28 protein-coding genes are annotated in these 25,764 nt (G+C 68.3%); 18 read left to right on the plus strand and 10 right to left on the minus strand.

Annotated features, from left to right (window positions below):
• Window positions 1-2: 2 nt before the first annotated feature.
• Complete coding sequence (locus O4G76_RS02230) at window positions 3-920, minus strand: manganese-dependent inorganic pyrophosphatase (protein WP_269395779.1); 918 nt, start codon at window positions 918-920, stop codon at window positions 3-5.
• A gap of 148 nt (window positions 921-1,068) precedes the next feature.
• Window positions 1,069-1,320: a hypothetical protein gene (locus O4G76_RS02235; RefSeq protein WP_269395780.1), complete on the minus strand. Its 252-nt coding sequence runs from the start codon at window positions 1,318-1,320 to the stop codon at window positions 1,069-1,071.
• A 669-nt stretch (window positions 1,321-1,989) separates the two neighbouring features.
• On the opposite strand from O4G76_RS02235, the gene groES reads away from it, so the two are divergent.
• Both groES and groL read left to right on the plus strand, forming a co-directional pair.
• A complete protein-coding gene (groES, locus tag O4G76_RS02240) occupies window positions 1,990-2,277 on the plus strand; it encodes a co-chaperone GroES (protein WP_085896098.1) in 288 nt (95 codons plus the stop codon).
• A 48-nt stretch (window positions 2,278-2,325) separates the two neighbouring features.
• Window positions 2,326-3,975, plus strand: coding sequence for a chaperonin GroEL (gene groL / locus O4G76_RS02245; protein ID WP_269395781.1), 1,650 nt, complete (start codon window positions 2,326-2,328; stop codon window positions 3,973-3,975).
• A gap of 63 nt (window positions 3,976-4,038) precedes the next feature.
• Here groL and O4G76_RS02250 read toward each other — a convergent pair whose 3' ends face one another.
• On the minus strand, window positions 4,039-4,503 hold the full coding sequence (locus tag O4G76_RS02250) for a GFA family protein (RefSeq protein ID WP_306467150.1): 465 nt from the start codon (window positions 4,501-4,503) through the stop codon (window positions 4,039-4,041).
• A 162-nt stretch (window positions 4,504-4,665) separates the two neighbouring features.
• On the opposite strand from O4G76_RS02250, the gene O4G76_RS02255 reads away from it, so the two are divergent.
• The gene (locus tag O4G76_RS02255; RefSeq protein ID WP_269395783.1) at window positions 4,666-5,412 is read left to right on the plus strand and encodes a sulfite exporter TauE/SafE family protein; all 747 of its coding nucleotides are present in this window, start codon (window positions 4,666-4,668) and stop codon (window positions 5,410-5,412) included.
• Here the strand turns inward: O4G76_RS02255 and O4G76_RS02260 are convergent.
• Window positions 5,409-5,855: an NUDIX domain-containing protein gene (locus O4G76_RS02260; protein ID WP_269395784.1), complete on the minus strand. Its 447-nt coding sequence runs from the start codon at window positions 5,853-5,855 to the stop codon at window positions 5,409-5,411. The genes O4G76_RS02255 and O4G76_RS02260 overlap by 4 nt on opposite strands.
• A 77-nt stretch (window positions 5,856-5,932) precedes the next feature.
• Here O4G76_RS02260 and O4G76_RS02265 point away from each other — a divergent pair, with 77 nt between their 5' ends.
• The 4 genes from O4G76_RS02265 (at window position 5,933) to O4G76_RS02280 (ending at window position 9,229) form a co-directional block, all read left to right on the plus strand.
• Window positions 5,933-6,679 (plus strand): alpha/beta fold hydrolase, encoded by a 747-nt coding sequence (locus tag O4G76_RS02265; protein ID WP_269395785.1) that lies wholly within the window; start codon window positions 5,933-5,935, stop codon window positions 6,677-6,679.
• A 133-nt stretch (window positions 6,680-6,812) separates the two neighbouring features.
• Window positions 6,813-7,481 (plus strand): SRPBCC family protein, encoded by a 669-nt coding sequence (locus O4G76_RS02270; protein ID WP_269395786.1) that lies wholly within the window; start codon window positions 6,813-6,815, stop codon window positions 7,479-7,481.
• A gap of 13 nt (window positions 7,482-7,494) precedes the next feature.
• The gene (locus O4G76_RS02275; protein WP_269395787.1) at window positions 7,495-8,679 is read left to right on the plus strand and encodes a zinc-dependent alcohol dehydrogenase; all 1,185 of its coding nucleotides are present in this window, start codon (window positions 7,495-7,497) and stop codon (window positions 8,677-8,679) included.
• 322 nt (window positions 8,680-9,001) lie between these two features.
• Window positions 9,002-9,229 carry a WGR domain-containing protein gene (locus O4G76_RS02280; protein WP_085896092.1) on the plus strand — a complete coding sequence of 76 codons (228 nt, stop codon included), beginning with the start codon at window positions 9,002-9,004 and terminating at the stop codon, window positions 9,227-9,229.
• A gap of 112 nt (window positions 9,230-9,341) precedes the next feature.
• Here O4G76_RS02280 and O4G76_RS02285 read toward each other — a convergent pair whose 3' ends face one another.
• The 3 genes from O4G76_RS02285 to O4G76_RS02295 all read right to left on the minus strand — a co-directional run bounded on the left by O4G76_RS02285 (window position 9,342) and on the right by O4G76_RS02295 (window position 12,277).
• Window positions 9,342-10,298, minus strand: a complete 957-nt coding sequence (locus O4G76_RS02285; RefSeq protein ID WP_269395788.1) for a calcium/sodium antiporter — start codon at window positions 10,296-10,298, stop codon at window positions 9,342-9,344.
• Window positions 10,299-10,431: 133 nt separating this feature from the next.
• Complete coding sequence (locus O4G76_RS02290; protein WP_269395789.1) at window positions 10,432-11,565, minus strand: Gfo/Idh/MocA family protein; 1,134 nt, start codon at window positions 11,563-11,565, stop codon at window positions 10,432-10,434.
• Window positions 11,566-11,575: 10 nt separating this feature from the next.
• The gene (locus O4G76_RS02295) at window positions 11,576-12,277 is read right to left on the minus strand and encodes a GntR family transcriptional regulator (RefSeq protein WP_269395790.1); all 702 of its coding nucleotides are present in this window, start codon (window positions 12,275-12,277) and stop codon (window positions 11,576-11,578) included.
• Between the two features lie 96 nt (window positions 12,278-12,373).
• On the opposite strand from O4G76_RS02295, the gene O4G76_RS02300 reads away from it, so the two are divergent.
• The 9 genes from O4G76_RS02300 (at window position 12,374) to O4G76_RS02340 (ending at window position 21,023) form a co-directional block, all read left to right on the plus strand.
• The gene (locus O4G76_RS02300) at window positions 12,374-13,528 is read left to right on the plus strand and encodes an LLM class flavin-dependent oxidoreductase (RefSeq protein WP_269395791.1); all 1,155 of its coding nucleotides are present in this window, start codon (window positions 12,374-12,376) and stop codon (window positions 13,526-13,528) included.
• Window positions 13,528-14,418: an aldo/keto reductase family oxidoreductase gene (locus tag O4G76_RS02305; protein ID WP_269395792.1), complete on the plus strand. Its 891-nt coding sequence runs from the start codon at window positions 13,528-13,530 to the stop codon at window positions 14,416-14,418. The genes O4G76_RS02300 and O4G76_RS02305 overlap by 1 nt, the downstream gene beginning before the upstream one ends.
• The gene (locus O4G76_RS02310; RefSeq protein ID WP_085896086.1) at window positions 14,415-14,924 is read left to right on the plus strand and encodes a flavin reductase family protein; all 510 of its coding nucleotides are present in this window, start codon (window positions 14,415-14,417) and stop codon (window positions 14,922-14,924) included. Before O4G76_RS02305 ends, O4G76_RS02310 begins: the two co-directional genes overlap by 4 nt.
• 53 nt (window positions 14,925-14,977) lie before the next feature.
• The gene (locus O4G76_RS02315; RefSeq protein ID WP_269395793.1) at window positions 14,978-15,568 is read left to right on the plus strand and encodes a TRAP transporter small permease; all 591 of its coding nucleotides are present in this window, start codon (window positions 14,978-14,980) and stop codon (window positions 15,566-15,568) included.
• On the plus strand, window positions 15,568-16,857 hold the full coding sequence (locus tag O4G76_RS02320) for a TRAP transporter large permease (protein WP_269395794.1): 1,290 nt from the start codon (window positions 15,568-15,570) through the stop codon (window positions 16,855-16,857). The genes O4G76_RS02315 and O4G76_RS02320 overlap by 1 nt, the downstream gene beginning before the upstream one ends.
• 29 nt (window positions 16,858-16,886) lie before the next feature.
• Window positions 16,887-17,945, plus strand: a complete 1,059-nt coding sequence (gene dctP, locus O4G76_RS02325; protein WP_269395795.1) for a TRAP transporter substrate-binding protein DctP — start codon at window positions 16,887-16,889, stop codon at window positions 17,943-17,945.
• A 162-nt stretch (window positions 17,946-18,107) separates the two neighbouring features.
• Complete coding sequence (locus O4G76_RS02330; protein ID WP_269395796.1) at window positions 18,108-19,100, plus strand: YeiH family protein; 993 nt, start codon at window positions 18,108-18,110, stop codon at window positions 19,098-19,100.
• 91 nt (window positions 19,101-19,191) lie between these two features.
• Window positions 19,192-20,640 carry a PQQ-dependent sugar dehydrogenase gene (locus O4G76_RS02335; protein ID WP_269395797.1) on the plus strand — a complete coding sequence of 483 codons (1,449 nt, stop codon included), beginning with the start codon at window positions 19,192-19,194 and terminating at the stop codon, window positions 20,638-20,640.
• Window positions 20,641-20,690: 50 nt separating this feature from the next.
• The gene (locus O4G76_RS02340) at window positions 20,691-21,023 is read left to right on the plus strand and encodes a cytochrome c (RefSeq protein ID WP_269395798.1); all 333 of its coding nucleotides are present in this window, start codon (window positions 20,691-20,693) and stop codon (window positions 21,021-21,023) included.
• A gap of 3 nt (window positions 21,024-21,026) precedes the next feature.
• On the opposite strand, the gene O4G76_RS02345 is transcribed toward O4G76_RS02340, so the two are convergent.
• The 3 genes from O4G76_RS02345 to O4G76_RS02355 are packed head-to-tail and all read right to left on the minus strand — an operon-like array spanning window position 21,027 to window position 24,113.
• Window positions 21,027-22,094 (minus strand): ABC transporter substrate-binding protein, encoded by a 1,068-nt coding sequence (locus O4G76_RS02345; RefSeq protein ID WP_269395799.1) that lies wholly within the window; start codon window positions 22,092-22,094, stop codon window positions 21,027-21,029.
• The gene (locus tag O4G76_RS02350) at window positions 22,091-23,449 is read right to left on the minus strand and encodes a sensor histidine kinase (RefSeq protein WP_269395800.1); all 1,359 of its coding nucleotides are present in this window, start codon (window positions 23,447-23,449) and stop codon (window positions 22,091-22,093) included. The genes O4G76_RS02345 and O4G76_RS02350 overlap by 4 nt, the downstream gene beginning before the upstream one ends.
• Window positions 23,442-24,113: a response regulator transcription factor gene (locus O4G76_RS02355; protein ID WP_269395801.1), complete on the minus strand. Its 672-nt coding sequence runs from the start codon at window positions 24,111-24,113 to the stop codon at window positions 23,442-23,444. Before O4G76_RS02355 ends, O4G76_RS02350 begins: the two co-directional genes overlap by 8 nt.
• Window positions 24,114-24,267: 154 nt before the next feature.
• On the opposite strand from O4G76_RS02355, the gene O4G76_RS02360 reads away from it, so the two are divergent.
• The gene (locus O4G76_RS02360; RefSeq protein ID WP_269395802.1) at window positions 24,268-25,257 is read left to right on the plus strand and encodes a tripartite tricarboxylate transporter substrate binding protein; all 990 of its coding nucleotides are present in this window, start codon (window positions 24,268-24,270) and stop codon (window positions 25,255-25,257) included.
• Window positions 25,258-25,328: 71 nt separating this feature from the next.
• A complete protein-coding gene (locus tag O4G76_RS02365) occupies window positions 25,329-25,760 on the plus strand; it encodes a tripartite tricarboxylate transporter TctB family protein (RefSeq protein WP_269395803.1) in 432 nt (143 codons plus the stop codon).
• The last annotated feature ends 4 nt before the right edge of the window (window positions 25,761-25,764 follow it).

Genomic DNA, 25,764 nt, shown 5'->3' on the forward strand with positions numbered 1-25,764 from the left:
CCTCAGACCTTCAACACGGGGATGATCTGCTTCTTGCGGCTCATCACGCCGGGCAGCACGACGCTGTCGCCTTCGATGGTCGCGTCGAAGCTCTTCTCGGCGATCGCCTTTACCGTGTCGTTGGGGATCAGCATCGTCGCCTGCTCGGCGAGGATGTCGACCACGAAGAGGAGCACCTCGTCGGCACCGTCCTCGGCCGCGACCTTGGGCATCGCCTCGAGCAGCGCCGCCTTTCGCGACAGCACCTGATCGGGCGAGGTCGTCTCGAGCACCGAGACGCGCAGCTTCTTGCCCTCGACGGTGGTCTCCTTGCTGTCCATGCGCAGCAGCTCGGCCTCGGAGAAGGCCGAAACGTCGGATTTGGCGGCGAACATCTCGGCCGCGTAGTCCGAAACGTCGAGGCCGAGGTCGGCAGCGAGGCGCTCGGCCAGCGCCTGATCGGCCGGGGTGGTGGTGGGCGAGCGGAATTCCAGCGTGTCCGACAGGATGCAGGACAGCATCAGCCCCTTGATGCCCTCGGGCATCTCGGTGGCGACGTGACCCATCAGGTCGTGCATGATGGTGGCGGTGCAGGCCAGCGGCTTGATGGTGATGTCGATCGGGCCCTTGGTCTCGAGGCCGCCGAACAGCTTGTGGTGGTCGATGATCGCGGTGATGTCGGCCTTGTTGATCGAGGCGGGCAGCTCGGCGGGGTTGTTGGTGTCGACGATGACGACCTTCTGGCCCTCTTCGACGTCGTCGATGATCTGCGGCAGTTCGAAGCCCCAGCGCTCGGCCACGAATTTCGCCTCGGTGTTGGGCTCGCCCAGGAGCCGGGCCTCGGCGGACTGGCCGCGCTGCGACAGGTACCAGGCCCAGATGAGCGGCGAGCCGGTCGAATCGGTGTCGGGCGCCTTGTGGCCGAAGACGAGCGTGGTCATGGGGAAATCCTTCGGAGAGATACGGGTGAACGGGTCGCGCGCCTTATAGGCAGGGGCACGAGGCTTGTCACCCGCCCGGAGGTCCGCCGGCGAGAGGGGTAGCGCATCGGGGGAGGGGCGGCGCGATGATCCGCGCCGCCCCCATGTGTCACCGCACGGGCTCCGTCATCGGCCTGCGGCTCACCAGCGCCCGCAGGCGCGGCCAGATGCCGCCCGCCGTGGCGCGGGCCGCCGGGGGATCGTCTTTTGCGGCACGCAGCAGGGCCAGACCGGTGCCGGTATGCGGCATCTCCAGGTCGAGCCGGGCGGGCCCGCCGCGCCGGACCCGGGGGCGCTCTTCCCACGGGGCGGGGCTGTCGGGCTGGGCACGGTGATCGATGATGTAGAAGGGCGGATGCATGGGATGTTCCTTTTCATCCTTGGGTTGAGTTTTCGGACATGGCTCGGCCGTGTCCGGGGTGGTGCGGCCACGTCTCTCCCGGCCGGTGGCGCGGGTCGCGCCGCCGGGGCGGGATGAAGGGTCGCTTGCGGGTCTCGCCCTAAAGCGGGGAGGCGCGCGGGTGGTGGAGGATCGCCGCGCCGCTGCCCGCATGCGCAAGCATGCCGGATCGCGGCCGCCCAAGGACGGCGCAATACGGCAGGGTCTGGCGCGATGCGCGTCGCACGGGGCGACGGGTGGCGGCGGTCGAGCGATCGACCACGTCAATACGGGGGGTCATGGACTAAGCCCTGGAACTGGTAAAATCGACGGGCGGAGGCGGGGGCGAGCCGGCCATCCGCGACAGGCGGCGGCGCGGCGTTCAGCCGTGAGAGAGATATCCTCGAGTCATAAGCCGCCCTCCCGATCCGGGGTTGTCCTGACGGCATCATGCACGAAGACGCCGTTCTGAGAAGCCCCTTTTTCAGGTTTCTCGTGCGCGCGTCCGAGGCGTGACATTTCCGCGTCGCGAGGCGCTTGACAGCTCCGTGAGCCCTGCTTACCTCTCTCGTCGTTGGCACTCACCGACAGGGAGTGCTAATGCCTCTTCCGGGGGCATGGGAACATACATACTGCTGAGGAGCTGCAGAGATGGCATTCAAACCGCTTCACGACCGGGTCCTGGTGCGTCGCGTCGAGGGCGAAGAGAAGACCAAGGGCGGTCTGATCATCCCCGACAACGCCAAGGAAAAGCCGGCCGAGGGCGAAGTGATCGCCTGTGGCGACGGCGCCCGCAAGGACAATGGCGAGCTGATCGCGATGGCCGTCAAGGAAGGCGATCGCGTCCTGTTCGGCAAGTGGTCCGGCACCGAGGTCACCGTCAACGGCGAAGAGCTGCTGATCATGAAGGAAAGCGACATTCTCGGCATCATCGCCTGAGACCCACGCTGACCCTTTCCCACTGAATTCAGATCAAGGAGCACTCACATGGCTTCCAAGGACGTCAAGTTCGACACCGATGCCCGCAACCGCATGCTCAAGGGCGTCAACACGCTCGCCAACGCGGTCAAGGTGACCCTCGGCCCCAAGGGCCGCAACGTGGTCATCGAGAAATCCTTCGGTGCGCCCCGCATCACCAAGGACGGCGTCACCGTCGCCAAGGAAATCGAACTCGAGGACAAGTTCGAGAACATGGGCGCGCAGATGGTGAAGGAAGTCGCTTCCCGCACCAACGACGAAGCGGGTGACGGCACCACCACCGCCACCGTGCTGGCCCAGGCCATCATCAAGGAAGGCCTGAAGTCGGTCGCCGCCGGCATGAACCCGATGGACCTCAAGCGCGGCATCGATCTCGCCACCGCCAAGGTCGTCGAGGCGATCAAGGCCGCCGCGCGTCCGGTGAACGACAGCGACGAAGTCGCCCAGGTCGGCACCATCTCCGCCAACGGCGAAGCCTCGATCGGTCGCCAGATCGCCGACGCGATGCAGAAGGTCGGCAACGAGGGTGTCATCACCGTCGAGGAGAACAAGGGCCTCGAGACCGAGACCGAAGTCGTCGAGGGCATGCAGTTCGACCGCGGCTACCTGTCGCCCTACTTCGCGACCAACCCCGACAAGATGGTCGCCGAGCTCGAAGACTGCATGATCCTGCTGCACGAGAAGAAGCTCTCCTCGCTGCAGCCGATGGTGCCGCTCCTCGAGCAGGTGATCCAGTCGCAGAAGCCGCTGCTGATCATCGCCGAGGACGTCGAGGGCGAGGCCCTGGCCACGCTCGTCGTCAACAAGCTGCGTGGCGGCCTGAAGATCGCCGCCGTCAAGGCGCCGGGCTTCGGTGACCGTCGCAAGGCCATGCTGCAGGACATCGCGATCCTGACCGGCGGCCAGGTGATCTCGGAAGATCTCGGCATGAAGCTCGAGAACGTCACCATGGACATGCTCGGCACCGCCAAGAAGGTGTCGATCACCAAGGACGAGACCACCATCGTCGACGGCCATGGCGACAAGGCCGAGATCGAGGCGCGCGTCGCCCAGATTCGCACCCAGATCGAGGACACCACCTCGGATTACGACCGCGAGAAGCTGCAGGAGCGGGTTGCCAAGCTCGCCGGTGGCGTCGCCGTCATCCGCGTCGGCGGCATGACCGAGGTCGAGGTGAAGGAGCGCAAGGACCGCGTCGATGACGCGCTCAACGCGACCCGCGCCGCGGTGCAGGAAGGCGTGATCGTCGGCGGCGGCGTCGCCCTCGTGCAGGCCGGCAAGTCGCTCGAAGGTCTCGCAGGCGAGAACTCGGACCAGGATGCGGGCATCGCCATCGTGCGTCGCGCGCTGGAAGCGCCGCTGCGCCAGATCGCCGAGAACGCCGGCGTCGACGGTGCCGTGGTGGCCGGCAAGGTCCGCGAGTCGACCGACCTGACCTACGGCTTCAACGCGCAGACCGAGGAATATGGCGACATGTTCAAGTTCGGCGTGATCGACCCGGCCAAAGTGACCCGCACCGCGCTCGAGGACGCAGCCTCGGTCGCCGGTCTGCTGATCACCACCGAAGCCATGATCGCCGACAAGCCCAAGAAGGACGAGGGCGGTGCCCCGGACATGGGCGGCATGGGCGGCATGGGTGGCATGGGCGGCATGATGTAATCTGCCGCGATCCACACCGATCGTTACGGGAAAGGGGGCTCTTCGGAGCCCCCTTTTGCGCTTTCAGGCCCCGGGCCCGGCCTGCGCCTGCACGAATTCCGCCATCAGCGCCTCGTAGCGCTCCACCGGTGGAAACCCCTCGAAGCGGTGCCGCGCTGGGGTCTCGGCCCAGGCCAGCTTCTCGCGCGTCATGGTTTCGACGAAGGGCGCGAACCAGGAGGCGTCGTCGAACATGGTGGGGCGGACATTCACGAAGGGCATCTCGTCGAAGCGGGTGAACATCCAGCTCATGCAGCGCGGGCAGAAATGGTGGCGCTGCTGCGGATCGTGCATCCCGCCGATCACCGGTTCGCCTTGGATCACCTCGAAGCCCTCGGCCGGGACCATCGCGGTAAGCGAATAGGCGCTTCCGGTCATCTTCTGGCAGCCGGTGCAGTGGCACGCCGCCGTCATCAGCGGCAGCGCGGTGATCCGGATGCGGGTGGCGCCGCACCGGCAGGCGCCGTCGAGCGGGAGCGTCGGTTGCATCATCTTGCCGGGTCCTTCCTGTCGCGGGGCGAGCCTAGCGCGGCCCCGAAGCCGCGCGAAGCCCCTGCCGCCGCACGGCCGCCTGACCGACTGCCCTTGCCCCTGCTGCATGCGCACGGCATGGATTGCGCGGCCCGACAGTCCGGACCGATGGGAGACCCCATGCTGTTCTTCGTCACGATCACCATCTCGGGCCTGCTTGCCGGCGCGCTCAACGCGGTCGCCGGTGGCGGCACCTTCCTGACCTTCCCGGCGCTGGTCTGGCTTGGCGTCCCGCCGATCATGGCCAACGCCACCGCCACCATCGGCGCGCTGCCGGGCTATGCCAGCTCGGCCTGGGGCTACCGCTCGGATGTCAGCGCCGAGGGCACGCTGGGGTTGCGCGCGATCGTGGGGCTGGGGGCACTGGGCGGCCTTCTGGGGGCGGGGCTGCTCCTCGTGACGCCGGGCGCGGTGTTCGAGGGGCTGGTGCCGTGGCTGCTGCTCGTCGCCACCGTGCTGTTCGCCACCGGGCCGCGGGTTCTGGCCTTCGTGCGGGCGCGCGGCTTCGGCCCGGCGGGCCCGGTGCTGTCGGGGGCGGCGGTGCTCGCCGTGTCGATCTATGGCGGCTATTTCAACGGTGGACTGGGCATCCTGCTCCTGGCGATGCTCGGGCTGATCGGCTTCGTGAATCTGCACGGCATGAACGGGCTCAAGGTGCTGCTCTCGGCGGTGCTGTCGCTGGTCTCGGCGGCGGCCTATGCCGCGGCTGGGCTGATCGACTGGGACGCGGCGCTGATCATGGCGGTGGCGACGACGATCGGCGGCTATCTGGGCGCGCGCGGCGCCAAGCTCATCCGCATGGACCATCTGCGCATCGGCATTACCGGCGTCGGTCTGGTGATGACGCTGCTGTTCTTCGCGCTCTAGAGCAGGATCGGCTCGAGCGGGTCGTAGCCCGGCGCGTCTCCGTCCTCCCAGGCGACGGCGGCGAGGCTGTCGGGCTTGACCCTGAGCCCGGCCATCTCGGCGCGCGTGACCCAGCGGCGATGGCTCACCACCCCCTCGGGATCGACCCAGTCGCCATGCGGATCGCCCGAGACCAGTGCGCAGCGGAAGTAGAGATCGACCTGATGGAAGCCGCGCCGCTGGTGGTGGAACTCGTTGACGAGACAGGGCGCGCCCACCGCGACCTCCAACCCGCATTCCTCGCGCAGTTCGCGCGCGAGGTTGTCGGGCAGCGAGGCGTGCGGCTCGACGCCGCCGCCCGGCGCGCACCACAGATCGTCGCGGCCCCTGTAGGCATTGACCAGAAGCAGGCGGTTCTCGCGCATCAGGATCGCGCGCACGGCGAGGCGGACGGGGGATGTCATGGCGCGACCATGGCCGTGGCGGCGGGCGCAGGCAAGACCGGCCTGTGCGCGGCGGTCGCGCCACCTATCTGATGTGCATGATACGCCCCGTCCTGATGCTGTCCGTCTGCCTCGCCCTGCTCTCCGCCTGCGCCCGCGCCGCGCCGGAGGAGACGGCGGATTGCGTCGTGTTCCTGCACGGTCTGGCGCGCACCGATCTCAGCTTCGCGCCGATGGCCGAGGTGGTCGAGGCCAACGGCTACAAGGTGGTCAATCGCGGCTATCCCTCGACCGAGGCGCGGATCGAGGATCTGGTCGAGGCGGTGCCCGACGACGTGGCGGCCTGCGGCGACCGCACCGTGCATTTCGTGACCCATTCGATGGGCGGCATCCTCGTGCGGCTCTGGCTCACCGATCACCGCCCGGCGAAGATGGGCCGGGTGGTGATGCTGGCGCCGCCCAACAAGGGCTCGGAGCTTGTCGACGTGTTCGGCGAGTTCGAACCGTTCGAATGGATCAACGGCCCGGCGGGGTTGCAGCTCGGCACCGATCCGCAGAGCCTGCCGAACCGGCTCGAGCCGCTGCCCTCCTACGAGGTCGGCATCATCGCCGGGGATTCCTCGCTCAACCCGGTTTTCTCGGCGCTGATCGAGGGGCCGGATGACGGCAAGGTCTCGGTCGCTTCGACCCGGCTCGAAGGCGCGGCCGATCACATCACCCTGCCGGTGAGCCACACCTTCATGATGAACAATCCGCTGGTGATGGCGCAGGTGCTGGCCTTCCTGCGGCAGGGCCGGTTCGATCGCGAGCTGAGCCTCGGCGGCGTGCTGTTCGGCCTCGACTAGGGCGGCGGATCTTCGCGCGGTCCTGTACCGCGTCGGAACCGCGCCATGGATCGGTGGTTCGAGTCATCGAACACACGCGCTGCGCGACCGAACGGCGGGCGGCGCGGTCCCACCGTCCAGGAGGAAGGCTGCGATGACCTACAGGACCTTTGAGGACGACCGGCGCGCCCGGCGCGCGCGCCATGCGGCGCAGCCCGGCGGTGCGGCGCTGGCGGTCGGCCTCGGATTGCTGCTGCTCGGCGGCCTCGCGGCCCGGCAATATGCCGGGCAACAGGCACCGCGCCGTCCCGCCGACAGCGCCCCCGGCCGCACTGCCCGGCAAAGACGCTTCGGCGACTACGCCGTCACCGGCCGCAGCGTGACCATCAACCGTCCCCGCCAGGAGATCTACGATTTCTGGCGGGACTTCTCGAACCTGTCGAAGTTCATGGAGAACATCGAAAGCGTGCACGCGTCGGGCGAGGTCACGCGCTGGACCATCAGCGGCCCGATGGGCCGCGCGGTCGAGGTCGTCACCCGCATCGTCAGCGACCGCCCCGGCCAGGAGATCGCCTGGCGCTCCACCGAGGACAGCGAGATCGACACGGAGGGCAAGGTGATGTTCCGCGATGCGCCCGGCATGCGCGGCACCATCGTCGAAACGGTGATCGCCTATCGCCCGCCGATGGGCGAGCTGGGCCGGATCGTGGCCAAGCTGTTCCAGGATGAGCCCGGCGTGCAGGCGCGCCGCGACCTGAAGCGGCTGAAGATGCTGCTGGAGACCGGCGAGATCGCCACCAATCGCAACCGCAACGACGGCTGAGGGGGCCTGAGACATGCGCGCACTCACCTATCACGGCAGCCACGACGTCCGCGTCGATACCGTGCCCGACCCCCAGATCGTCAACCCGCGCGACGCGATCATCGAGGTGACCTCGACCGCGATCTGCGGCTCGGACCTGCATCTCTATGACGGGGTGATCCCCGGTGTCATGTCGGGCGACATCCTTGGCCACGAATTCATGGGGCGCGTGGTCGAGACCGGCCCGGGCTCGACCCTGAAGAAGGGCCAGCGCGTGGTGGTGCCCTTCACCATCTCCTGCGGCCAGTGCTTTCACTGCAAGATGCAGCAGTTCTCGGCTTGCGACAATTCCAACCCGGCCGAGAAGCAGGACCTGACCGAACCGCTCTATGGCCATCCTCTGTCGGGACTGTTCGGCTATTCGCACCTGACCGGCGGCTATCCGGGCGGGCAGGCGGAATATGTCCGGGTGCCGTTTTCGGATGTCGGTCCGATCGTCATCCCCGAGGGCATGGATGACGACGAGGTGCTGTTCCTCTCGGACATCCTGCCCACGGGCTGGATGGCCGCCGAGAACGCCGACATCACCGATGGCGACACCGTCGCCGTCTGGGGTTGCGGCCCGGTCGGGCTCTTCGCGGTGCAAAGCGCGCGGATCATGGGGGCGCATCAGGTGATCGCCATCGACCACCACCCGCACCGGCTGGAGCTGGCGCGGCAGATGGGGGCCAAGGTGATCGACTACACCCAGACCCATGTGCTCGAGGCGCTGATGGAGATGACCGGCGGCATCGGTCCCGACGCGGTGATCGACGCGGTCGGCATGGAAAGCCACGGCTTCGCGCCCGACAACGTGTTCGACACGATCAAGCAGAAGGTGGGCATGGGCGCCGACGCCCCGCATGCCTTGCGCATGGCGATCATGGCGGTGCGCAAGGGCGGACGCATCTCGATGCCCGGCGTCTATGGCGGTTTCGCCGACAAGTTTCCGCTGGGCGCGCTGATGGAGAAGGGGCTGCAGCTCAGGACCGGCCAGACCCACGTGCAGCGCTACACCAAGGACCTGCTGCGCCGGATTCAGGAGGGCGAGATCGACACCACCTTCCTGATCTCGCACCGGCTGCCGCTCGAAGAGGCACCGCGCGGCTATGCCAACTTCAAGGAGAACCAGAACGAGTGGACCAAGGTCGTGCTCAAGCCCGGCACGGCGGCGGTCTAAATTCGGTCCGTGCTGGATAGCCGAGGGACGGGCTTCCTGACCCCTCGGCGCATCGGGGCCAATCAAGCGGTCGGCCGAAACCGCGGTAGGGTGCTTCCGGGGAGAATGGCCCCGGTATCCGTCATGCCGCCGCTTGAGGTCGAGGAGCGCGCGCTGGCCAAGCGCTTGGCCCGCTGGAAATGGCGGGCCTCGCCCCTGAGGCGGAGCGCTGGGTTAAGGCACCGGCCATCCCGGCCTGCGCGAAGGTGATCCTCCGCCCCTTGTTTTGCGGCGCGCGGGCGCTTCTTATGAGATGTATCGCAAGCCTCGGAGGCACCGCCTCATGGAGATCCATCTCGAGAAGATCGACGCGCGGCGCAACTGCTACCGCTTTTACGAGATCACCGTCGAGCCGGACCTATTCGCGCAGGCGGCGCTGGTGGTGCGCTGGGGCCGGATCGGCGGGCGCGGGCGTTCGCGTATCGCCGGTTCTGGATCGGTGCGAGAGGCGCAGGATCTCGCGACACGCCTGCTCAAGCTCCGGCTGCGCCACGGCTACGCGCTGCGCTGAGCGTCGCCGTGGTAGCTGAGCGGCGGATGGTTTCGACCTCCATCCACCGAGTTTGACCGGTCGACCCTGTCCGCCCGAGGCGCGACGGCCGCGCCTTTGGCCGGTGCCGTTCTCAGGGCCAGAGCGACCACAGATAGATCGCGTAGCCGGCCAGCAGCAGGGCGCCCTCGCGGCGGGAGATCCGCAGCCCGGTCCAGGCGAGGCCGACGACGGCGAGCGAGGCGGCGATCATCACGAGGTTGTCGAAGCTCAGGATCTCGGTCGGCACGTTGCCGGGAGACACCATCGCGGTGACGCCGGCGATGCCGAGGATGTTGTAGATGTTCGAACCGATGATGTTGCCGAAGGCCATGTCGGCCTGCTTGCGGATCGCCGCCATCACCGACGTCACCAGTTCCGGCAGCGAGGTGCCGATCGCGACAACCGTGAGACCGATCACCGTCTCGGAGATGCCGAAGCTGCGCGCCAGCGTCGTCGCGCCCTCGACCAGAAGGTAGCCGCCATAGACCACCAGCGCGAGGCCGCCCAGTGCGGTGAGGAGCGAGACGGGCAGGGAGGTGGTGCCGTCGGGCGCCAGCGCCGGGTCGGCGCTCTGGGTTGCATCGGCCTTCTCGCGCACGGCACCACGGCTCTCTTGGCGAAACGCCATGTAGATGTAGAGGGCGAGCGCGGTGACGAAGGCGGCGCCCACCGCCACGCCCAAGGGCATCAGCAGGCCCAGCGCGGCAAAGCTCAGCGTGACCGCCACCATCACCGCGCCGTCGCGCTTGAGCGCGGCCGAGGCCACGGCGATCGGGGTGATCAGCGCGGCGCCGCCCATGATCAGCAGGATGTTGGCGATGTTCGAGCCGACGACGTTGCCATAGGCGATGCCCGGTACGCCCTTGAGCGCGGCCTGCACCGAGGTGACCAGCTCGGGCGTCGAGGTGCCGAAGCCCACCAGCGTCAGGCCGATCACCAGCGGCGACACGCCCAGCCGTTCGGCGACGCGCACCGCGCCGCGCACCAGAAATTCGCCGCCGAGCACCAGCAGCACGAGGCCCGCGACCAGCGACAGCCACATTCCCATGTCGGATTCCTTCTCACCATCCCGAGGCCGTGGTTCCGGCCTCGCGCAGAGATGGGATGGCGGGCGGGGGTCCGACAAGCGGTCGGACCCCTCGAGGCGCGAAAATCTTCGCGCCGTGTCGGCCAGCGGGCCGTCAGGCGGCGCGCAGCCGTGCCGGCATCAGCCCGGTTTCCTCCATCGAGACGGCGCGGCCCTCGCGGATCGACATCTGCGCGGCGATGCCCATGGCCACGGCGGCCCAGCCATCCTCGAGCGTCACTTCGGCGCGAGCGCGCTGGCCGCGCACCAGTTCGAGGAAGCGCGCATGCTGATAGAAGGTCGAGCCATTGTGGTCGCCCGCCTCCAGCAGCGCCGGGTCGACCGGAATCTCGCGGATCTCGGGACCCTTGGGCTCGCGCGGGCTGACGATCAGCTGCGGCACCGGCGGCTCGCCCAGATGCTCGGGCCAGAACCGGCCCGGCCCCGGCACCAGAGCGTCGATCCGCGCCCGCGGCCCGACCGCCGTGACCTCTTCCTGGTAGCGCGCGCCCTCGGCGAACATGCACAATTCCAGCAGGGCACGACCGCCGCGCGCGAAATCGACGATCACATAGCCATTGTCGAGCACGTCGGGCGCCACGCCCTCGTAATTCTCGTCCTGGTGATTCACCGCCTGGCTGCCCGAGGCCATGACCCGCACCGGCTCGTCGCCGAGCGTGAGCCGCATCAGGTCGAAGAAGTGGCAGCACTTCTCGACGAAGGTGCCGCCGGTGAAACGGTTGAACCGGTTCCAGCCGCCGACCTTGTGCAGGAACGGGAAGCGATGCTCGCGGATGGTGAGCATCTTGATGCCCCCGGTGGCCGCCTGCGCCTCCTTCAGGAAGGCCGCGATGGGCGGCATGTAGCGGTACTCCATCGCCACCCAGACCGGGGCGGGGTAGCTGTCGCGGAAGGCCGCGAGCCGCGCCGTCTCGGCCGGATCGGTGAAGAGCGGTTTTTCGACGAGGACCGGCAACGGCCGGGTGCGGGCGATCTCTTCCATCTGCTCGAGATGGCGGAAATTGGGGCTGGCGATCAGCAGGCAATCGAGCCCCTCGGTCGCCATCAGATCGGCGACCGAATCGCACAGCCGCGCCTCGGGCGCGAGCGCCTGCGCCTGCATCGCCATCTCGGCGTCGGGCTCGAAGATCGCCGCGACGCGCGTGCCGGGCAGCAGCGCGATGTTGCGCAGGTGCTCCTGTCCCATCATGCCGCAGCCGATGATGCCGTAATTGGTGGGCGTGGTCATTGATCCTCCCTCAGATCAGGCGTTGCACGTAATGGGCACGCGCCGTGTCGAACCATGTGCGCGAGAACTCGACCGGCGCCGGGCCCTGCGCCCAACTCAGCCGCTCGATGTATCCGGTGACGGTGCCGGGGCGCAGCGTGAAGGCCGCCGGCGCCCAGTGCGGCACCTCCCCGATGGTGACCCGATCCTCGGCGCGGGTGATCCAGAAGCCGAGATGGGTCTTGTAGTAGAGGTAGAGCGAATCCGCGAGTTTCGCGGGGTCGATCGCGCCGGCCGCGCCGTCGAGCCAGATCTCCTCGACCGCGATGATCGTGTCGTTGAGACGGCGCAGGCGGCGAATCCGCGTGGCGTCCGGCGCGGCGCCGAAGCCGGGCAAATCGGCGGGCTTCTCCATTCGCGCGAGATCGAGCACTTCGGCGCGGGGCAGGCCGCCGCCCTCCGGCAGCTCCAGCCGGAACATCGAGTAGACGCTTTCGGCCTGCGCGTTGCGGCGCACGTAGTTGCCCGAGCCCTGCACCCGCTCCAGCATGCCTTTCTCCGACAGCTCGGCCAGCGCCTTTCTCAGCGTGCGCACCGAGGTGCCCAGACGCTGCGCGAAGTCGCGCTCTGGAGGCAGCCGCTCTCCCTCGACCAGCCGCCCGGAGGCGATCTCGCGCACGAGAAGTTCGCTGATCTGCTGGTGGATCGGCAGGGCGGCGGGGGCTTCGGGCATCTTGCGAAAATCTCGCGGTCGAAATTGATGCACCATTGATTTGCATTTGCCGGGCTGTTACGCAAGTGGAAATCGCACGCTTGGAGGAGCCCCCGCATGACCGTCGTCCCCATCACCTCGCCCGATCTCGACGCGGTCGAGGTGTCGTGGTTCGCAGCGCTCTGCTCGGATGATTACCGCCTGCTGGGCAAGCCCGAGGGCGACCTGCGCTCGTCCTGGGCGCATTGCTCGGAGATCGTGAAGACCGCCGAATCTCAGGGCTTCCGCAACATCCTCTGCCCGTCCTCCTATCAGGTCGGGCAGGACACGCTGAGCTTCGTCGCGGGCTGCGCGCCGATCACCTCGAAGATCAACCTGCTGGCGGCGATCCGCTGTGGCGAGATGCAGCCGATCATGCTGGCGCGCACCGTCGCCACGCTCGACCACATGCTGGAGGGCCGCCTGACGCTGAACGTCATCTCCTCGGATTTCCCGGGCGAAAAGGCCGAGAGCAAGTTCCGCTACCAGCGTTCGCGCGAGGTGGTGGAGATCCTCAAGCAGGCCTGGACCCGCGACGAGATCAACTACAAGGGCGAGGTCTACGACTTCGAGGGGCTGACCACCGACCCGGCCAAGCCCTATCAGGAGGGCGGTCCGCTTCTCTATTTCGGGGGCTACTCCCCCGACGCGCTGGAGCTTTGCGGCCAGCATTGCGACGTCTACCTGATGTGGCCCGAGAAGAAGGAAGACCTCGCCGAGCGGATGCGCGCGGTGCATTCGGTGGCCGAGAAATACGACCGCACGCTGGATTACGGGCTGCGGGTGCACGTCATCGTCCGCGACACCGAGGCCGAGGCGCGCGAATACGCGCAGCATCTCGTCTCAGAACTGGATGACGAGCAGGGCCGCACGATCCGCGAGCGGGCGCTCGACGCCACCTCGCTGGGCGTGTCGCACCAGGCGCGCAACCGTGAGCTTGCGGATATGGAGGGCTTCATCGAGCCGAACCTCTGGACCGGCGTCGGCCGGGCACGCTCGGGCTGCGGCGCGGCGCTGGTGGGCTCGACCGACCAAGTCTATTCGAAGCTCGAGGAATACCGGAAGATGGGCATGCGGGCCTTCATCCTGTCGGGATATCCGCATATCGACGAGGCCAAGCATTTCGGCGCCCGCGTGCTGCCGATGATGAAGACATGCTCGCTGCCGGAGGCCTATGGCCGGGTGCCGAGCCAGACACCGAAGACGCCGCTGGGCGCAGGAGAACGACGCTGATGGACCGTATCGAGATTTCGCGCGACGTGGCGCTGAGCCGCCTGGTCTATGGCATGTGGCGCATCGCCGACGACGCCGACACCAGCCCCGCCCATGTCCGCGCCAAGATCGACGCCTGCCTCGCGCAGGGCATCACGACGATGGATCAGGCCGACATCTACGGCGCCTATGGCGCCGAGGCGGTGCTGGGCGCGGCGCTGAAGGAAGACCCCTCGCTGCGTGACCGGATCGAGATCGTCAGCAAATGCGGCATCGTCGCGCCGATGGGCCGCCACGCCGACAAGACGGTCAAGCATTACGACACCTCGCGCGCCTATATCGAACAGGCGGTCGAGACGAGCCTGCGCGACATGGGCACCGAGTATCTCGACCTGCTGCTGATCCACCGCCCCGACCCGATGATGGACCCCCGCGAAACCGGCGCCGCGCTCGACGCGCTGGTGGCGAGTGGCAAGGTCCGCGCCGTCGGCGTCTCGAACTTCCGGCCATGGGACGTGGAACTGCTGGAATCGGCGATGGACACGCCGCTCGCCACCAACCAGATCGAGATCTCGCTGAAGGAACTCGCGCCCTTCACCAATGGCGATCTCGCCTATCACCAGCGGCGGAACATCCCGCTGATGGCATGGTCGCCGCTGGGCGGCGGTGACCTGATGACCGGGCAGGGGCCGGTGGCCGAGCGTCTCGACCGCATCGCCGCGGCGCAGGGCGTCGACCGCGCCGCCGTCGCGGTGGCCTTCCTGCTCGCGCATCCGGCGGGCATCCTGCCGGTGCTGGGCACCAACAACGTCGAGCGGATCGCGAAGATTTCCGACGCGCGCAAGGTCGAGATCGACCGCGAGACCTGGTTCTCGCTCTACGAGGCCGGCCTCGGCACCGAAGTGCCATGAGCGCGGCGGCCGAGATCACCGGCTTCGTGCCGGATGCGGAGAACACGCGGCTCCTGCGCGATGCTTTCGGCCGCTTTGCCACCGGCGTCACCATCGTCACGGTGGCCGGTGAGGACGGCCCCGTGGCGATCACCGCCAACAGCTTTTCGAGCCTGTCGCTCGACCCGCCGCTGGTGCTGTGGTCGCCGGATCGCAAGTCGCGCCGCTTCGGGCATTTCGCCCATGCCACGAATTACGTGATCCACGTGCTGGCCGCCGAGCAGGCCGATCTGTGTTTCGGCGTCTCCAAGGACGCCTGGAAGCTGGGCGAGCACGATCTGGAGGTGAACGCCGACGGCGTGCCGGTGATCCCCGGCGCGCTGGCCCGCTTCGACTGCACGCGCGAGGCCACGCATGATGGCGGCGACCACGTGATCGTCGTGGGCCGGGTCGATCGTTGCGAACTGCGCGACGGCACCCCGCTCGTCTTCTACGCGGGCAAGACCGCGCGGATCGCGCAGGACTGAGACACCGCCGCATCCTGGGGAGGAGCGGCCACCCGAGAGGGAAGGGGAGAGGAATGGGAGGAGTTCTGGCCGTGCTGGGGCCGCTGGGGCGGCTCAATGCGGCGCTCTGCACCGCGGGCCGCGCGATCGGCGTCGTGGCCATCGCCGTGATGGTGGCGGTGACGCTGTTGCAGGTCGTCATGCGCTACGTGTTCAACAACGCGCTGCCCTGGCCCGACGAGGCGGCGCGCTTCTGCATGCTGTGGATGACCGGGCTGATGGCCCCCACCGCGCTGCGCCATGGCGGCTTCGTCGCCATCGACAGCCTGCTGATGGCGCTGCCGGTGCGTCTGTCGTCTCTGCTGTCGCTGATCCTGCTCTCGATCGCCATGCTGGTGCTGGTGATGGGGCTCTCCATCGGCTGGGCCGAGGTGAACGGCTTGGGCGGACGGTTCGACACCGCCTCGCTCTACCTGCCGACATCCTGGGGCTTCGACAGCTGGTTCCGCATTCCGCGCAGCTGGATGATGCTGTCGCTCGTGGTGGGCTTCGCGATGCTGATCCTCGTCAATCTCGAGCTGATGCTGCGCGCCCTGATGGGGCTCTTCGGGGCCGCCGACCGGCTGCCCATGGTCCGTAATCCCGTTCTGGGGAGCGCCGAATAATGCTGGTCCTGTTCCTTCCGGTCTTCCTGTTCTTCCTGATGGTCGGCCTGCCGGTCTTCTTCGGCCTCTTGTTCGCTCCGGGCATCCTGCTCTGGCTCAACGGCCAGGAGCGCGATCTCACGCTGCTGTACCGCAATCTCTACAACGGCATGGACAGCTTTCCGCTGATGGCGATCCCGTTCTTCATGCTGGCGGGCGAACTGATGAACCGTGGCGGCATCACGCTGCGCCTCGTCGAGTTCTCCCAGGCGATGATGGGCCATTTCCGCGGCGGGCTCGCGCATGTGAACATCCTGTCCTCGATGCTCTTCGCGGGCCTGTCGGGCTCGGCGGTGGCCGACACCTCGGCGCTGGGCTCGATGCTGATCCCGGCGATGGAGAAGCAGGGCTACACCCGCCGCTTCGCCGCCGCGATCACCGCCGCGTCCTCGGTGATCGGCCCGATCATCCCGCCCTCGGGCATCATGATCATCTACGCCTATGTCATGGGCGAGAGCGTGGCGGCGCTGTTCCTCGCGGGCATCGTGCCGGGCATGCTGGTCGGCGTCGGGCTGATGGTCCTCGTGAAGATCATGGCCGATCGCTACGACTTCCCGGTCGCCTCGCGCCGTCACAGCTGGGGCGAGCGCGGGCAGGCCTCGCTCAAGGCCTTCTTCCCGCTGCTGACGCCGGTCATCATACTCGGCGGCATCCTGTCGGGGGTGTTCACGCCGACCGAGGCCGCCGCCGTGGCCGTGGCCTACGCGCTGATCATCGGCCTCTTCGTCCTGCGCACGCTCAAATTCTCGGAGCTGTCGGACGTGCTGTCGAAGGCGGGCATCACCTCGGCCGTGGTGCTGCTGCTGGTCGGCGCGGCGATGTCGTTCAAGACGGTGGTGTCGCTCTCCCATGCGCCCGAGCTTCTGGCCGAGTTCATCCTGACCCTAACCGAGAACCCGCTGCTGCTCCTGTTCCTGATCAACCTGCTGCTGTTCGCGGTGGGCATGTTCCTCGACGCGGGCCCGGCGATCATCATCCTGGGTCCGATCCTCGGGCCGGTCTTCACATCTCTGGGCGTCGACTCGGTGCATTTCGCGATCATCATGTGCGTGAATCTGACGGTCGGGCTCGCGACGCCACCGATGGGGCTCGTGCTCTTCGTCGCGGCCTCGGTCTCGGGCGAGAAGGTCGAGACCATCTCCAAGGCGATCCTGCCCTTCCTCGCGGTCGAGATCCTGGTGATCATGATGATCACCTTCGTGCCCGAGATCTCCATGACGATCCCGCGCCTGACGGGCTTTGCAGACTGAACAACAAGACGAGCAACAGGGAGGACACCATGCTCACGAACACCTTCAAGGCCGCCGGTCTCGCGGCGCTGCTGGCCGGCACCGCGCTGCCCGCCACGGCCCAGGAATACACGCTGCGCGCCACCGCCAACTCGAACGAGGCCGACGAGGATTACGACGGGCTGCAAGCCTTCAAGAGCCATGTCGAAGCCGCCTCGAACGGCGCCATCGCGGTCGAGATCTTCATGGGCACGCAGCTGTGCTCGAACGGCGCGGAATGCCTGCAGGGCGTGGCCGACGGCTCGATCGACATCTACATCTCGACCTCCGGCGGCGCCTCGGGGCTGTTCCCCTACGTGCAGGTGCTCGACCTGCCTTACGTGATGGCCGATGACCGTATCGCCGAGGCCGTGCTGTCCGGCGATTTCACCCGCACCATGCGCGACATGGCGCTCGAGGATTCGGGCGACAGCATCCGGCTGATGACGATCGGCAACACCGGTGGCTGGCGCAACTTCGCCAACACCCAGCGTCGGATCGCCGCGCCCGCCGACATCGAGGGGCTGAAGATCCGCACCGTGGTCGCCGACCTGCCGCAGGAGCTGGTGCGGGCGCTGGGCGCCTCGCCGACGCCGATCCCGTGGCCCGAACTGTTCACCTCGCTGCAGACCGGCGTGGTCGAGGGCACCAAGAACGGCATTACCGACATCATGTCGATGAAGTTCCCCGATGCGGGCCTGCAATACGTCACGCTGGACGGCCACGCCTATATGGGCGCACTGTGGTGGATGTCGAACCAGACCTTCCAGGAGCTGCCCGACGACATGAAACGCGTCGTGGTCGACGGCTTCTATCAGCTGCAGCAGGCGACCTTCGCCAGCCCGAAGCGCAAGTCGATCCAGGCCTATGAGGATTTCGTCGCCGGTGGTGGCGACCTCTACGTGCCGACCCCCGAGGAGAAGGCCGCCTTCGCCGAGGCGGCGCAGCCGGTCTACGAGTGGTTCACCGCCAATGTCGAAGGCGGGCAGGAGATCTATGACGCGCTGACCGCCGCCGTGGCCGAGGCCGAGACCGAACTCGAGGCGGTCCGCGCCGCCGACATGGAGTAAGCCCCTCCGGACCGTGCCCGGGGGCGGTTGCCGCCCCCGGGCCTTTCTCGGTGTCTCCGGAGCCGTTCGGGGGCATCGATCCTTCCCGAAATCCGTCCTCTCCGCGCCCGGGCAGAGCCCGGCATTACCCCCGCCATGCCCGCCATGCCCGAAGGAGCCGCCATGACCCGCCTCGCCGATACCGCCCGGAGCCTGTTCCCGGGCGTGGCCCTCGCGGCTCTGGTGGCGATGGCGGCGCAGTTCCTGTCGGAGCATTACGGCGCGCCCGCGATGCTGATGGCGATCCTTCTGGGCATCGCGCTGGCCTTTCTCTCGGAAGAGCCGCGCAGCGCGCCCGGCATCGCCTTTTCCTCGCGCGTGCTGCTCAGGATCGGCGTGGCGCTCTTGGGCGTACGAATTTCCACCGGCATGGTGCAGGAACTGGGGCTGGGGCTTCTGGCTCTGATCATCGGCGGCGTGCTCGCCACCATCGGCGCCTCGATCCTCGCGGCCTGGGTGCTCGGTCGCGACCGGCTCTTTGCCTTTCTTTCGGGCGGCGCGGTGGCGATCTGCGGCGCCTCGGCCGCGATGGCCATTTCCTCGGTGTTGCCGCGGCGCGAGGAGGGCGAGCGCGACCTGATCTTCACCGTGGTCTCTGTGACCATGCTCTCGACGCTGGCCATGATCGCCTATCCGATTCTCGCCGACCGGCTCGGCTTCGACATGCGCCAGACCGGGGTGTTCCTCGGCGGCACGATCCACGACGTGGCGCAGGTGGTGGGGGCGGGTTACTCGGTCTCCGAGGAGACCGGCGATCTCGCGACGCTGGTCAAGCTGATCCGCGTCACCATGTTGGCGCCCATCGTGCTCGGCGCCGCGCTGGTCATGCGACGCCGCGCGCCCGAGGGGGCCAAGCGTCCGCCGCTGGTGCCGGGCTTCGTTCTGGGGTTTCTGGCGCTGGCGGCGCTGAACTCCGCCGGGCTGCTGCCGGTCTGGTTTTCCGAAGCGGCGAGCGCGGTATCGCGCTGGGCGCTGCTGACCGCGATCGCGGCAGTGGGGATGAAGACCTCGCTGAAGAAACTCCTCGATGTCGGCGGCCCGGCGATCGCCCTCGTCGCGGTCCAGACCGCCTTCATCGCGGTGCTGCTCGGCGTGGGAATCGCGGTGATCGCCTGAACGGTTTCGCACGACCGGAAGCGCGGTAATATTTGTTGACCAAATTTTGGGCGGCGTTAGTTTTACCTTGCGTAAAGTGAGGGAGGACACGATGCGTATTTCCCAGATGACGGCCGCGCTTCTGATGAGCGCGGCATTACCGGTATCGGCGCTCGCGCAGGGCGGCGACGACAGCTTGCAGAAAATGCGGGAGTTCCGGACCACCGGCACCTCGCTCGACATCCCGCAGGTCGAACAGACCGGCGAGAAGGCCGAACGCCTGAAGAGCATCCTCGAGAACATCGAGATGCCCGAGGGCTTCGAGATCGATCTCTTCGCCATCGTTCCCGACGCACGACACATGGCGCTGGGCAACTCGGTGCCGGTGGTCTTCGTCGGCACCCGCAAGGACAAGTTCTGGGCGGTGACCGACCGCGACGGCGACCGCGTCGCCGACGAGGTCAAGGAATTCGCTCCGGCGCTCGACCTCGCGGTGCCCAATGGCCCCTGCATGACGCCGGACGGCTTTCTCGTGCTGGCCGAGCACAACCGCGTGCTGATGTTCCCGGCGGCCGAGTTCTTCTATGAATCGCCCGACGTGGCGGTGGCCGAGCTGGTGCCGCAGGGCGAGCTGATCCCGGTCGAGGAGGAGAGTTTCAACCATGGCGCCCGGGTCTGCGACATCGGCCCCGACGGCATGCTCTACATCGCGCTGGGCCAGCCCTACAACGTGCCGCCCAAGGAGAAGATGGATCTCTATAACGAGCAGGGGATCGGCGGCATCATCCGCATGAACACCGACGGTTCGGGGCGCGAGGTCTATGCACGCGGCATCCGCAACTCGGTCGGCATGGACTTCAACCCGGCCAATGGCGAGCTGTGGTTCACCGACAATCAGGTTGACGGCATGGGTGACGACATCCCGCCGGGCGAGATCAACCGCATCACCGCTGCGGGCCAGAACTTCGGCTTCCCGTGGTATGGCGGCGGCACGACCCGCACCAACGAGTACATGGACGAGGAAATTCCCTCCGACGTGGTGAATCCCGAGGCCGAGTACACCGCTCATGCCGCCGATCTCGGCATGGCCTTCTACGCCGCCGACAGCTTCCCCGCGAAGTATCACGGCGGCATCTTCTCGGCCCAGCACGGCTCCTGGAACCGGACCGAGCCGGTCGGTGCGCGGGTGATGTTCACGCCGGTGAACGAGGATGGCTCGGCCGGCGAGCCGGAGGTCTTCGCCGAGGGCTGGCTGACCGAGAACGGCGAGTATCTCGGCCGCCCCGTCGATGTGGCGGTGATGAAGGACGGCTCGCTTCTCGTCTCCGATGACTTCGCCGGGGCGATCTACCGGATCTCCTACAGCGGCGGCGAGGGCGGCTCGGCCGGCATGTCCGGCGGCTCCATGGGCAACGCGGCCATGGAAGGCGAGATGCACGAGAACATGGAGGGCATGCAGGAAGGCATGGAAGGGATGGAGGACATGCAGGAGCACATGGAGGAGATGCAGGAAGGCATGGAAGGCATGGAGCACGACGCCGGAAGCGGCACGGGCAACTGAAACCTCTCGCCCCGCGGCCCGAAACCGCGGGGCTCCTATCGGAGAGCATGATGACGAGATACCTGACCGGCCCGGTTTTGGCCGGGCTGATACCGATCGCCGCCATGTCGCAAGGCGACCCGCAAGCGGGAAAATCCGCGGTCGGCGCCTGCGCCGCCTGCCATGGTCGCGACGGCGTTTCGATGGCACCCGATGCGCCCAACCTCGCCGGGCAGCCGGCGGATTACCTCGCGGCACAGCTGCGCGCCTACCGCGAGGGCGAACGGGCGCATGAGCAGATGACGCTGATCGCCCAAGGACTCGAGGAGGGGGAGATCGAGGATCTCGCCGCCTATTTCGCGGCCATCGAGATCAGCGCGACGATCCCCGACGCGTTGCAGTGAGCCTCACGGCGCGGCGCCGCCCGTTTCGGGAAAGGCGTCGCGCCAGCGCGCCCGGAACAGCGCCTGCTTGTGCGCATCGAGCGCGATCAGCAATGCCGGGCCCAGCGCGATGGGGCGCTGCAGGGTCTCGGCCGCCCCGCCAAGATCCAGCGCCGTGCTGTCGCCATCCTCGAGCCGCACGATCAAAAGCGCCTGCTCCAGCGCCACGCGCCCCCCGGGCGAGAGCAGGAAATCCACGAGCTGCGTCGCGGCGCGCGGCTGACCGGCGGTGCTCGGGATCATCGCGGCGCGCGACAGCACCAGCGTGTAGTCCAGCGGCGCCACCACACCGAGACGCGGGTCGCGGCGCGCGCGGACCAGCGCATAGGACCCCAGCACGTTGTAGGCCACGAGGTAGCGCCCTTCGGCCACGCCGTCGATGATCTCGGCCGAGCAGCAGGTGGCGACGGCGCCCGAGCGGCCGAAGCTCTCCATCAGGCCGCCGAAGGTGGTGGCCTCCATCGAGTCCGCGAAGGCAAAGAGGTAGCCCAGCCCCGAGCGCTCGATGTCGTAGGTGGCGACGCGGCCGCGGAACGGGCTTTCGGTCGGCCGCAGCAGGTCCAGCAGGTCGAAGCGCGAGCGCGGCACCTGCGCGGGCGGCACGAGATCGCGGTTGTAGACCATCACCGCCGGTTCGCGGGTGACGCCCCACAACTCGTCGCGCCAGACCAGCGGGTCGGGGAGGGCGGCGGTGATGGCCGAGCGATGCGGCCGGGCGCAGCCCTCGTTAACCAGATCCACCATCTGGTGCACCGCCGAGGAGATCACCAGATCGGCACCGGCGCGCCCGGCGGCGCAATCCGACGCCTGCAGCCCATACAGCGCGTTGGAGCCCCATTGCTCGTAGGCGACGCGCAGACCGGGCCGGCTTTCGAGAAATCGCTCGATCACCGGGCCCAGCACCGCGATGTCGGTGGTGGAACGTAGCCGCAGCGTCTCGGTCGCGCTCTCCGGTCCGAAATCTCGGACCAGCTCCTGCGCGGCCACGGGCGCGGTCATCAGTGCGCAGGCGATGAGAGCGGCGCGGATCACGCGACCGCCCTCGGCAGCGACAGCGCCGCCTCGAAGCCATCCTCGCGCGGGCCGAGCCGCAGCGCGCCGCCATGGCTCTGCGCCACCTCGCGCGCGATGGCGAGGCCAAGCCCCGCACCGCCCGGTGCGTGCGAGGCAAAGCGCGCCCCCAGACCTTCGAGGATCGCGGGCGCGGGGCCGGGGCCGCCATCGCGGACGAACAGCAGTGGGGTGCCCTCCTCGCGCGCCACGCCGAGCCGGATCGGCGCGCGGCCATGGGCCAGCGCGTTGGCGGCAAGGTTCTTGCCGGCCTCGACCAGCGACAGCGCATCGCCGCGCACCACGACCGGGCCCGGCGGCAGGTCGAGCCGGATCGCGGCGCCGCCGGGCGCGTCCTCCAGCGCCTCGTAGATCTCGAGCGCCACGTCGCGCAGATCGATGGCGCTGCGCGGCGCGGTGTCGCTGCGATGGATGATCATGGCCCGGTCGAGCATCCGGTCGAGCAGCCGCGACAGCCCGACGCTGCGCTCGTGAATCCGCGCCAGGAGCCGGTCGCGCCGCGCCGGGTCGGTCTCCTCCTGCGCGTCCTGCGCCTGCGCGCGGATCGCCGCGACCGGGGTGCGCAGCTGGTGCGCGGCGTCGCCGATCAGGTTGCGACTGGCGGCGGCCTGCCGGTCGAGACGGCCCATGAACCCGTTCAGCGCGCCCAGCATCGGCGCGATCTCCCTCGGCATCGGCAGGGTGATCGGTGTCAGATCGACCGGATCGCGCCGGGCCAGCGCCTGACCCAGCCGCTGCAGCGGGCGCAGCGCCGAGAGCGTGGCGAGCCAGGCGAAGAGCCCGATGGCGAGCCCCGCCGTCGCCAGAACCGCCAGCGCGCCGCCGGCGATGTCGCGCGCCAGCGCCTGCCGCGCCCGCAGCGTCTGGCCGATGATCACCCGCACCGGTCCCGAAAAGCTGCGCTCCGCAAAGCGCCGAGTGACTGCGACGTAGCGCCCGGGCTCGGCGCCCAAGGCGCCGTCGTAGAACACCGGCCCGGTGCCTTCCTGACGCGGCGGGGCGGGGGCGTCCTCGGCTCCGGTGAGCGTGGTGCCGTCGGGGCCGGTGACGCGGTAGCGAATCCGGTCCTCCGGCGCGAGCGCCAGCATCTGGAACGCCGAGGCCGGCATGTCCACCAGCGCCGCGCCGTCGCGGATGCTGATCGAGGCGGCGATGTCGCTGGCCGCGCCCAGAAGCAACCGGTCATAGGCCTCTCGCGCCGCCTGCCGCCCATAGGCCAGCGCCACCGACAGCACCACGATCCCGCCCAGCCCCAGGACGGCGCCCACCGCCAGCGCCACTCGCGCCTTGAGCGACCAGCTCCGCATCTTAGCCATCGAGGTCGAGCCGGTAGCCGAGGCCGCGATGGGTCTCGATCGAGACCCCGGATCCCGCGAGCTTCTTGCGCAGCCGCGCCACGTAGAGTTCGATCGTGTTGGTGCCGACATCGGCGTTCTCGAAGCCGAACAGCCCATCGAACAGCCGGTCCTTGGGCATGATCCGGCCCCGGTTGGCGAGCAGCAGGTTCAACAGCGCCAGTTCGCGCCGCGTCGCCGTCACCGCGGCCCCGTTCACCCGCAGGCTTTGCGCGCCCGCGTCGAAATCGAGCCCGGCCAGCGCGATCCGGTTCTCGGCGCGCCCGGCCTCGCGACGGGTCAGCGCCCGCAGCCGGGCCTCCAACTCGCGCAGGTCGAAGGGCTTCACGAGATAGTCATCCGCGCCCTCGTCGAGCGCGCCGACCCGGTCCTCGACCGAGAACTGCGCGGTGAGCACCAAAACCGGGGTGAGATCGCCCGTGCGGCGGCGCTCGCGCAGGAAATCGCGGCCCGAGCCGTCCGGCAGGTTCAGGTCGAGGACCATCGCGGCATAGTCGGTGATGTCGATGCAGGCACGCGCATCCGCCAGCGTCGGAGCGATGTCGCAGGCGAAGCCCGCCCGCCCGAGGCTCGCGCTCGCGGCCTCGGCGACATCCGGCGTGTCTTCGACGATCAGTATCCGCATGCGCTCCTCCGGCTGCCCAGCATAGGGGCGTCGCGGCGCGGAAAGAAGCCCGAAGCCGGGGCATGACAGCTTGATGACAGCTTGGCCCGGCACAAGGGCGGACGAGGCTGCCGGAGAGCGCTCCGGGCGGCCAGAGACCACAGGGAGGACAGACATGACCATCACGTTCCGCCGCGGCCTGATCGCGGCCGCGTTCCTGGGCACCGCGCCCGCCGCGCTCATGGCGCAGGACTTCACGCCCCAGAACCCCGAATGCATCGCACCCGCCAACCCGGGCGGCGGCTGGGACTTCACCTGCCGCCAGGTCGGCAAGACCCTGCAGGATCTCGGCCTGATCCCCTCGACCATGCAGGTCGTCAACCTCGCCGGCGGTGGCGGCGGCGTGGCCTTCGCCGAGGTGGTGAACAAGCGCAAGGATGACAACGATCTGATCGTCGCCGCCTCCTCGGCCACCGCGACCCGTCTGGCGCAGAACGCCTATCCCGGCAACACCATGGACCAGGTCCGCTGGCTCGGCTCCGTCGGTGCCGATTACGGCGTGATCGCCGTCGCCGCCGACAGCGAGGTGCAGGACCTGCCGCATCTGATGGAGATGATCAAGGCCGACCCCACCTCGATCTCGATCGGCGGCGGCTCGGCCGTGGGCGGCTGGGACCACCTCAAGGTGCTGATCGCCGCGCAGGAGGCCGGCATCGAGGAGGTGCGGGGCGTCAAGTACATCGCCTTCGACGGCGGCGGCGAGGCGGTCACGCAGCTGCTGGGCGGCTCGCTCCAGGCCTTCACCGGCGATCTGTCCGAATCCACCGGCTTCATCGAATCCGGCGACATCCGCGTGCTGGCGGTGCTGGCGCCGGAGCGGCTCGAGGGCGAGTATTCGGACATCCCCACCGCCAAGGAGCAGGGCATCGACGCGGTCGGCGCCAACTGGCGCGGCTTCTACGGTCCGGGCGACATGTCCGAGGAGGCCTATGACTACTGGGCGAATTCGATCGACCAGCTCTACGCCTCCGACGAATGGCAGGCGATCATGGAGGCCAACGGCCTCGCGCCGCTCGACCTGCAGGGCGAGGAGTTCCAGGCCTTCGTGCAGGACTCGGTGAGCGAGATCACCGAGCTGTCGAAGGAAATCGGCATCATCCAGTAACCGGCCCCTCGAGGGCCCGGACGGGGCGCCGCCGCGAGGCGCGCCCCGTCCCCCAATTCCGGGAGGATCGCATGAGCGATCGAATCTTCGGCGGCATCGGCCTGATGCTCGCGCTGCTCTATATCTGGCGCGCCACCATCATCCCCGACAGCTTCATGTCGGATGCGGTGGGCCCGCGCGCCTTTCCCTATGGTATCGCCGCGGTCATGGCGCTGAGTTCGATCTGGTTCCTGTTCAAGCCGGACCCGGAACCCGAATGGCCCCGCGCGGGACGGCTGGCCGAGATCGGTCTCGCCGCGCTGGTGATGATCGCCTACGCGCAGCTGCTGCCCGAGCTGGGCTTCGTCATCGCCACCGCCTTCGCGGCCGCCTACCTGACCTGGCGGCTCGGCTCGTCGCCGCTGCAGAGCGTGCTGATCGGCGTCGGCACGAGCCTGGGCATCTACGCCATCTTCCATCTCGTCCTCGGGCTCAGCCTCGCCCGCGGGCCTCTGGGCTTCTGAAGGA

It is taken from the genome of Limimaricola sp. G21655-S1 (genome assembly GCF_027213785.1).
Taxonomy (GTDB): Bacteria; Pseudomonadota; Alphaproteobacteria; order Rhodobacterales; family Rhodobacteraceae; genus Limimaricola.

Excerpts from the sequence above, each read along its gene's own strand:
- O4G76_RS02230 (WP_269395779.1), bottom strand. The coding sequence starts at position 920 with ATGACCACGCTCGTCTTCGGCCACAAGGCGCCCGACACCGATTCGACC.
- O4G76_RS02235 (WP_269395780.1), bottom strand. The coding sequence starts at position 1,320 with ATGCATCCGCCCTTCTACATCATCGATCACCGTGCCCAGCCCGACAGC.
- groES (WP_085896098.1), top strand. The coding sequence starts at position 1,990 with ATGGCATTCAAACCGCTTCACGACCGGGTCCTGGTGCGTCGCGTCGAG.
- groL (WP_269395781.1), top strand. The coding sequence starts at position 2,326 with ATGGCTTCCAAGGACGTCAAGTTCGACACCGATGCCCGCAACCGCATG.
- O4G76_RS02250 (WP_306467150.1), bottom strand. The coding sequence starts at position 4,503 with ATGCAACCGACGCTCCCGCTCGACGGCGCCTGCCGGTGCGGCGCCACC.
- O4G76_RS02255 (WP_269395783.1), top strand. The coding sequence starts at position 4,666 with ATGCTGTTCTTCGTCACGATCACCATCTCGGGCCTGCTTGCCGGCGCG.
- O4G76_RS02260 (WP_269395784.1), bottom strand. The coding sequence starts at position 5,855 with ATGACATCCCCCGTCCGCCTCGCCGTGCGCGCGATCCTGATGCGCGAG.
- O4G76_RS02265 (WP_269395785.1), top strand. The coding sequence starts at position 5,933 with ATGATACGCCCCGTCCTGATGCTGTCCGTCTGCCTCGCCCTGCTCTCC.
- O4G76_RS02270 (WP_269395786.1), top strand. The coding sequence starts at position 6,813 with ATGACCTACAGGACCTTTGAGGACGACCGGCGCGCCCGGCGCGCGCGC.
- O4G76_RS02275 (WP_269395787.1), top strand. The coding sequence starts at position 7,495 with ATGCGCGCACTCACCTATCACGGCAGCCACGACGTCCGCGTCGATACC.
- O4G76_RS02280 (WP_085896092.1), top strand. The coding sequence starts at position 9,002 with ATGGAGATCCATCTCGAGAAGATCGACGCGCGGCGCAACTGCTACCGC.
- O4G76_RS02285 (WP_269395788.1), bottom strand. The coding sequence starts at position 10,298 with ATGGGAATGTGGCTGTCGCTGGTCGCGGGCCTCGTGCTGCTGGTGCTC.
- O4G76_RS02290 (WP_269395789.1), bottom strand. The coding sequence starts at position 11,565 with ATGACCACGCCCACCAATTACGGCATCATCGGCTGCGGCATGATGGGA.
- O4G76_RS02295 (WP_269395790.1), bottom strand. The coding sequence starts at position 12,277 with ATGCCCGAAGCCCCCGCCGCCCTGCCGATCCACCAGCAGATCAGCGAA.
- O4G76_RS02300 (WP_269395791.1), top strand. The coding sequence starts at position 12,374 with ATGACCGTCGTCCCCATCACCTCGCCCGATCTCGACGCGGTCGAGGTG.
- O4G76_RS02305 (WP_269395792.1), top strand. The coding sequence starts at position 13,528 with ATGGACCGTATCGAGATTTCGCGCGACGTGGCGCTGAGCCGCCTGGTC.
- O4G76_RS02310 (WP_085896086.1), top strand. The coding sequence starts at position 14,415 with ATGAGCGCGGCGGCCGAGATCACCGGCTTCGTGCCGGATGCGGAGAAC.
- O4G76_RS02315 (WP_269395793.1), top strand. The coding sequence starts at position 14,978 with ATGGGAGGAGTTCTGGCCGTGCTGGGGCCGCTGGGGCGGCTCAATGCG.
- O4G76_RS02320 (WP_269395794.1), top strand. The coding sequence starts at position 15,568 with ATGCTGGTCCTGTTCCTTCCGGTCTTCCTGTTCTTCCTGATGGTCGGC.
- dctP (WP_269395795.1), top strand. The coding sequence starts at position 16,887 with ATGCTCACGAACACCTTCAAGGCCGCCGGTCTCGCGGCGCTGCTGGCC.
- O4G76_RS02330 (WP_269395796.1), top strand. The coding sequence starts at position 18,108 with ATGACCCGCCTCGCCGATACCGCCCGGAGCCTGTTCCCGGGCGTGGCC.
- O4G76_RS02335 (WP_269395797.1), top strand. The coding sequence starts at position 19,192 with ATGCGTATTTCCCAGATGACGGCCGCGCTTCTGATGAGCGCGGCATTA.
- O4G76_RS02340 (WP_269395798.1), top strand. The coding sequence starts at position 20,691 with ATGACGAGATACCTGACCGGCCCGGTTTTGGCCGGGCTGATACCGATC.
- O4G76_RS02350 (WP_269395800.1), bottom strand. The coding sequence starts at position 23,449 with ATGGCTAAGATGCGGAGCTGGTCGCTCAAGGCGCGAGTGGCGCTGGCG.
- O4G76_RS02355 (WP_269395801.1), bottom strand. The coding sequence starts at position 24,113 with ATGCGGATACTGATCGTCGAAGACACGCCGGATGTCGCCGAGGCCGCG.
- O4G76_RS02360 (WP_269395802.1), top strand. The coding sequence starts at position 24,268 with ATGACCATCACGTTCCGCCGCGGCCTGATCGCGGCCGCGTTCCTGGGC.
- O4G76_RS02365 (WP_269395803.1), top strand. The coding sequence starts at position 25,329 with ATGAGCGATCGAATCTTCGGCGGCATCGGCCTGATGCTCGCGCTGCTC.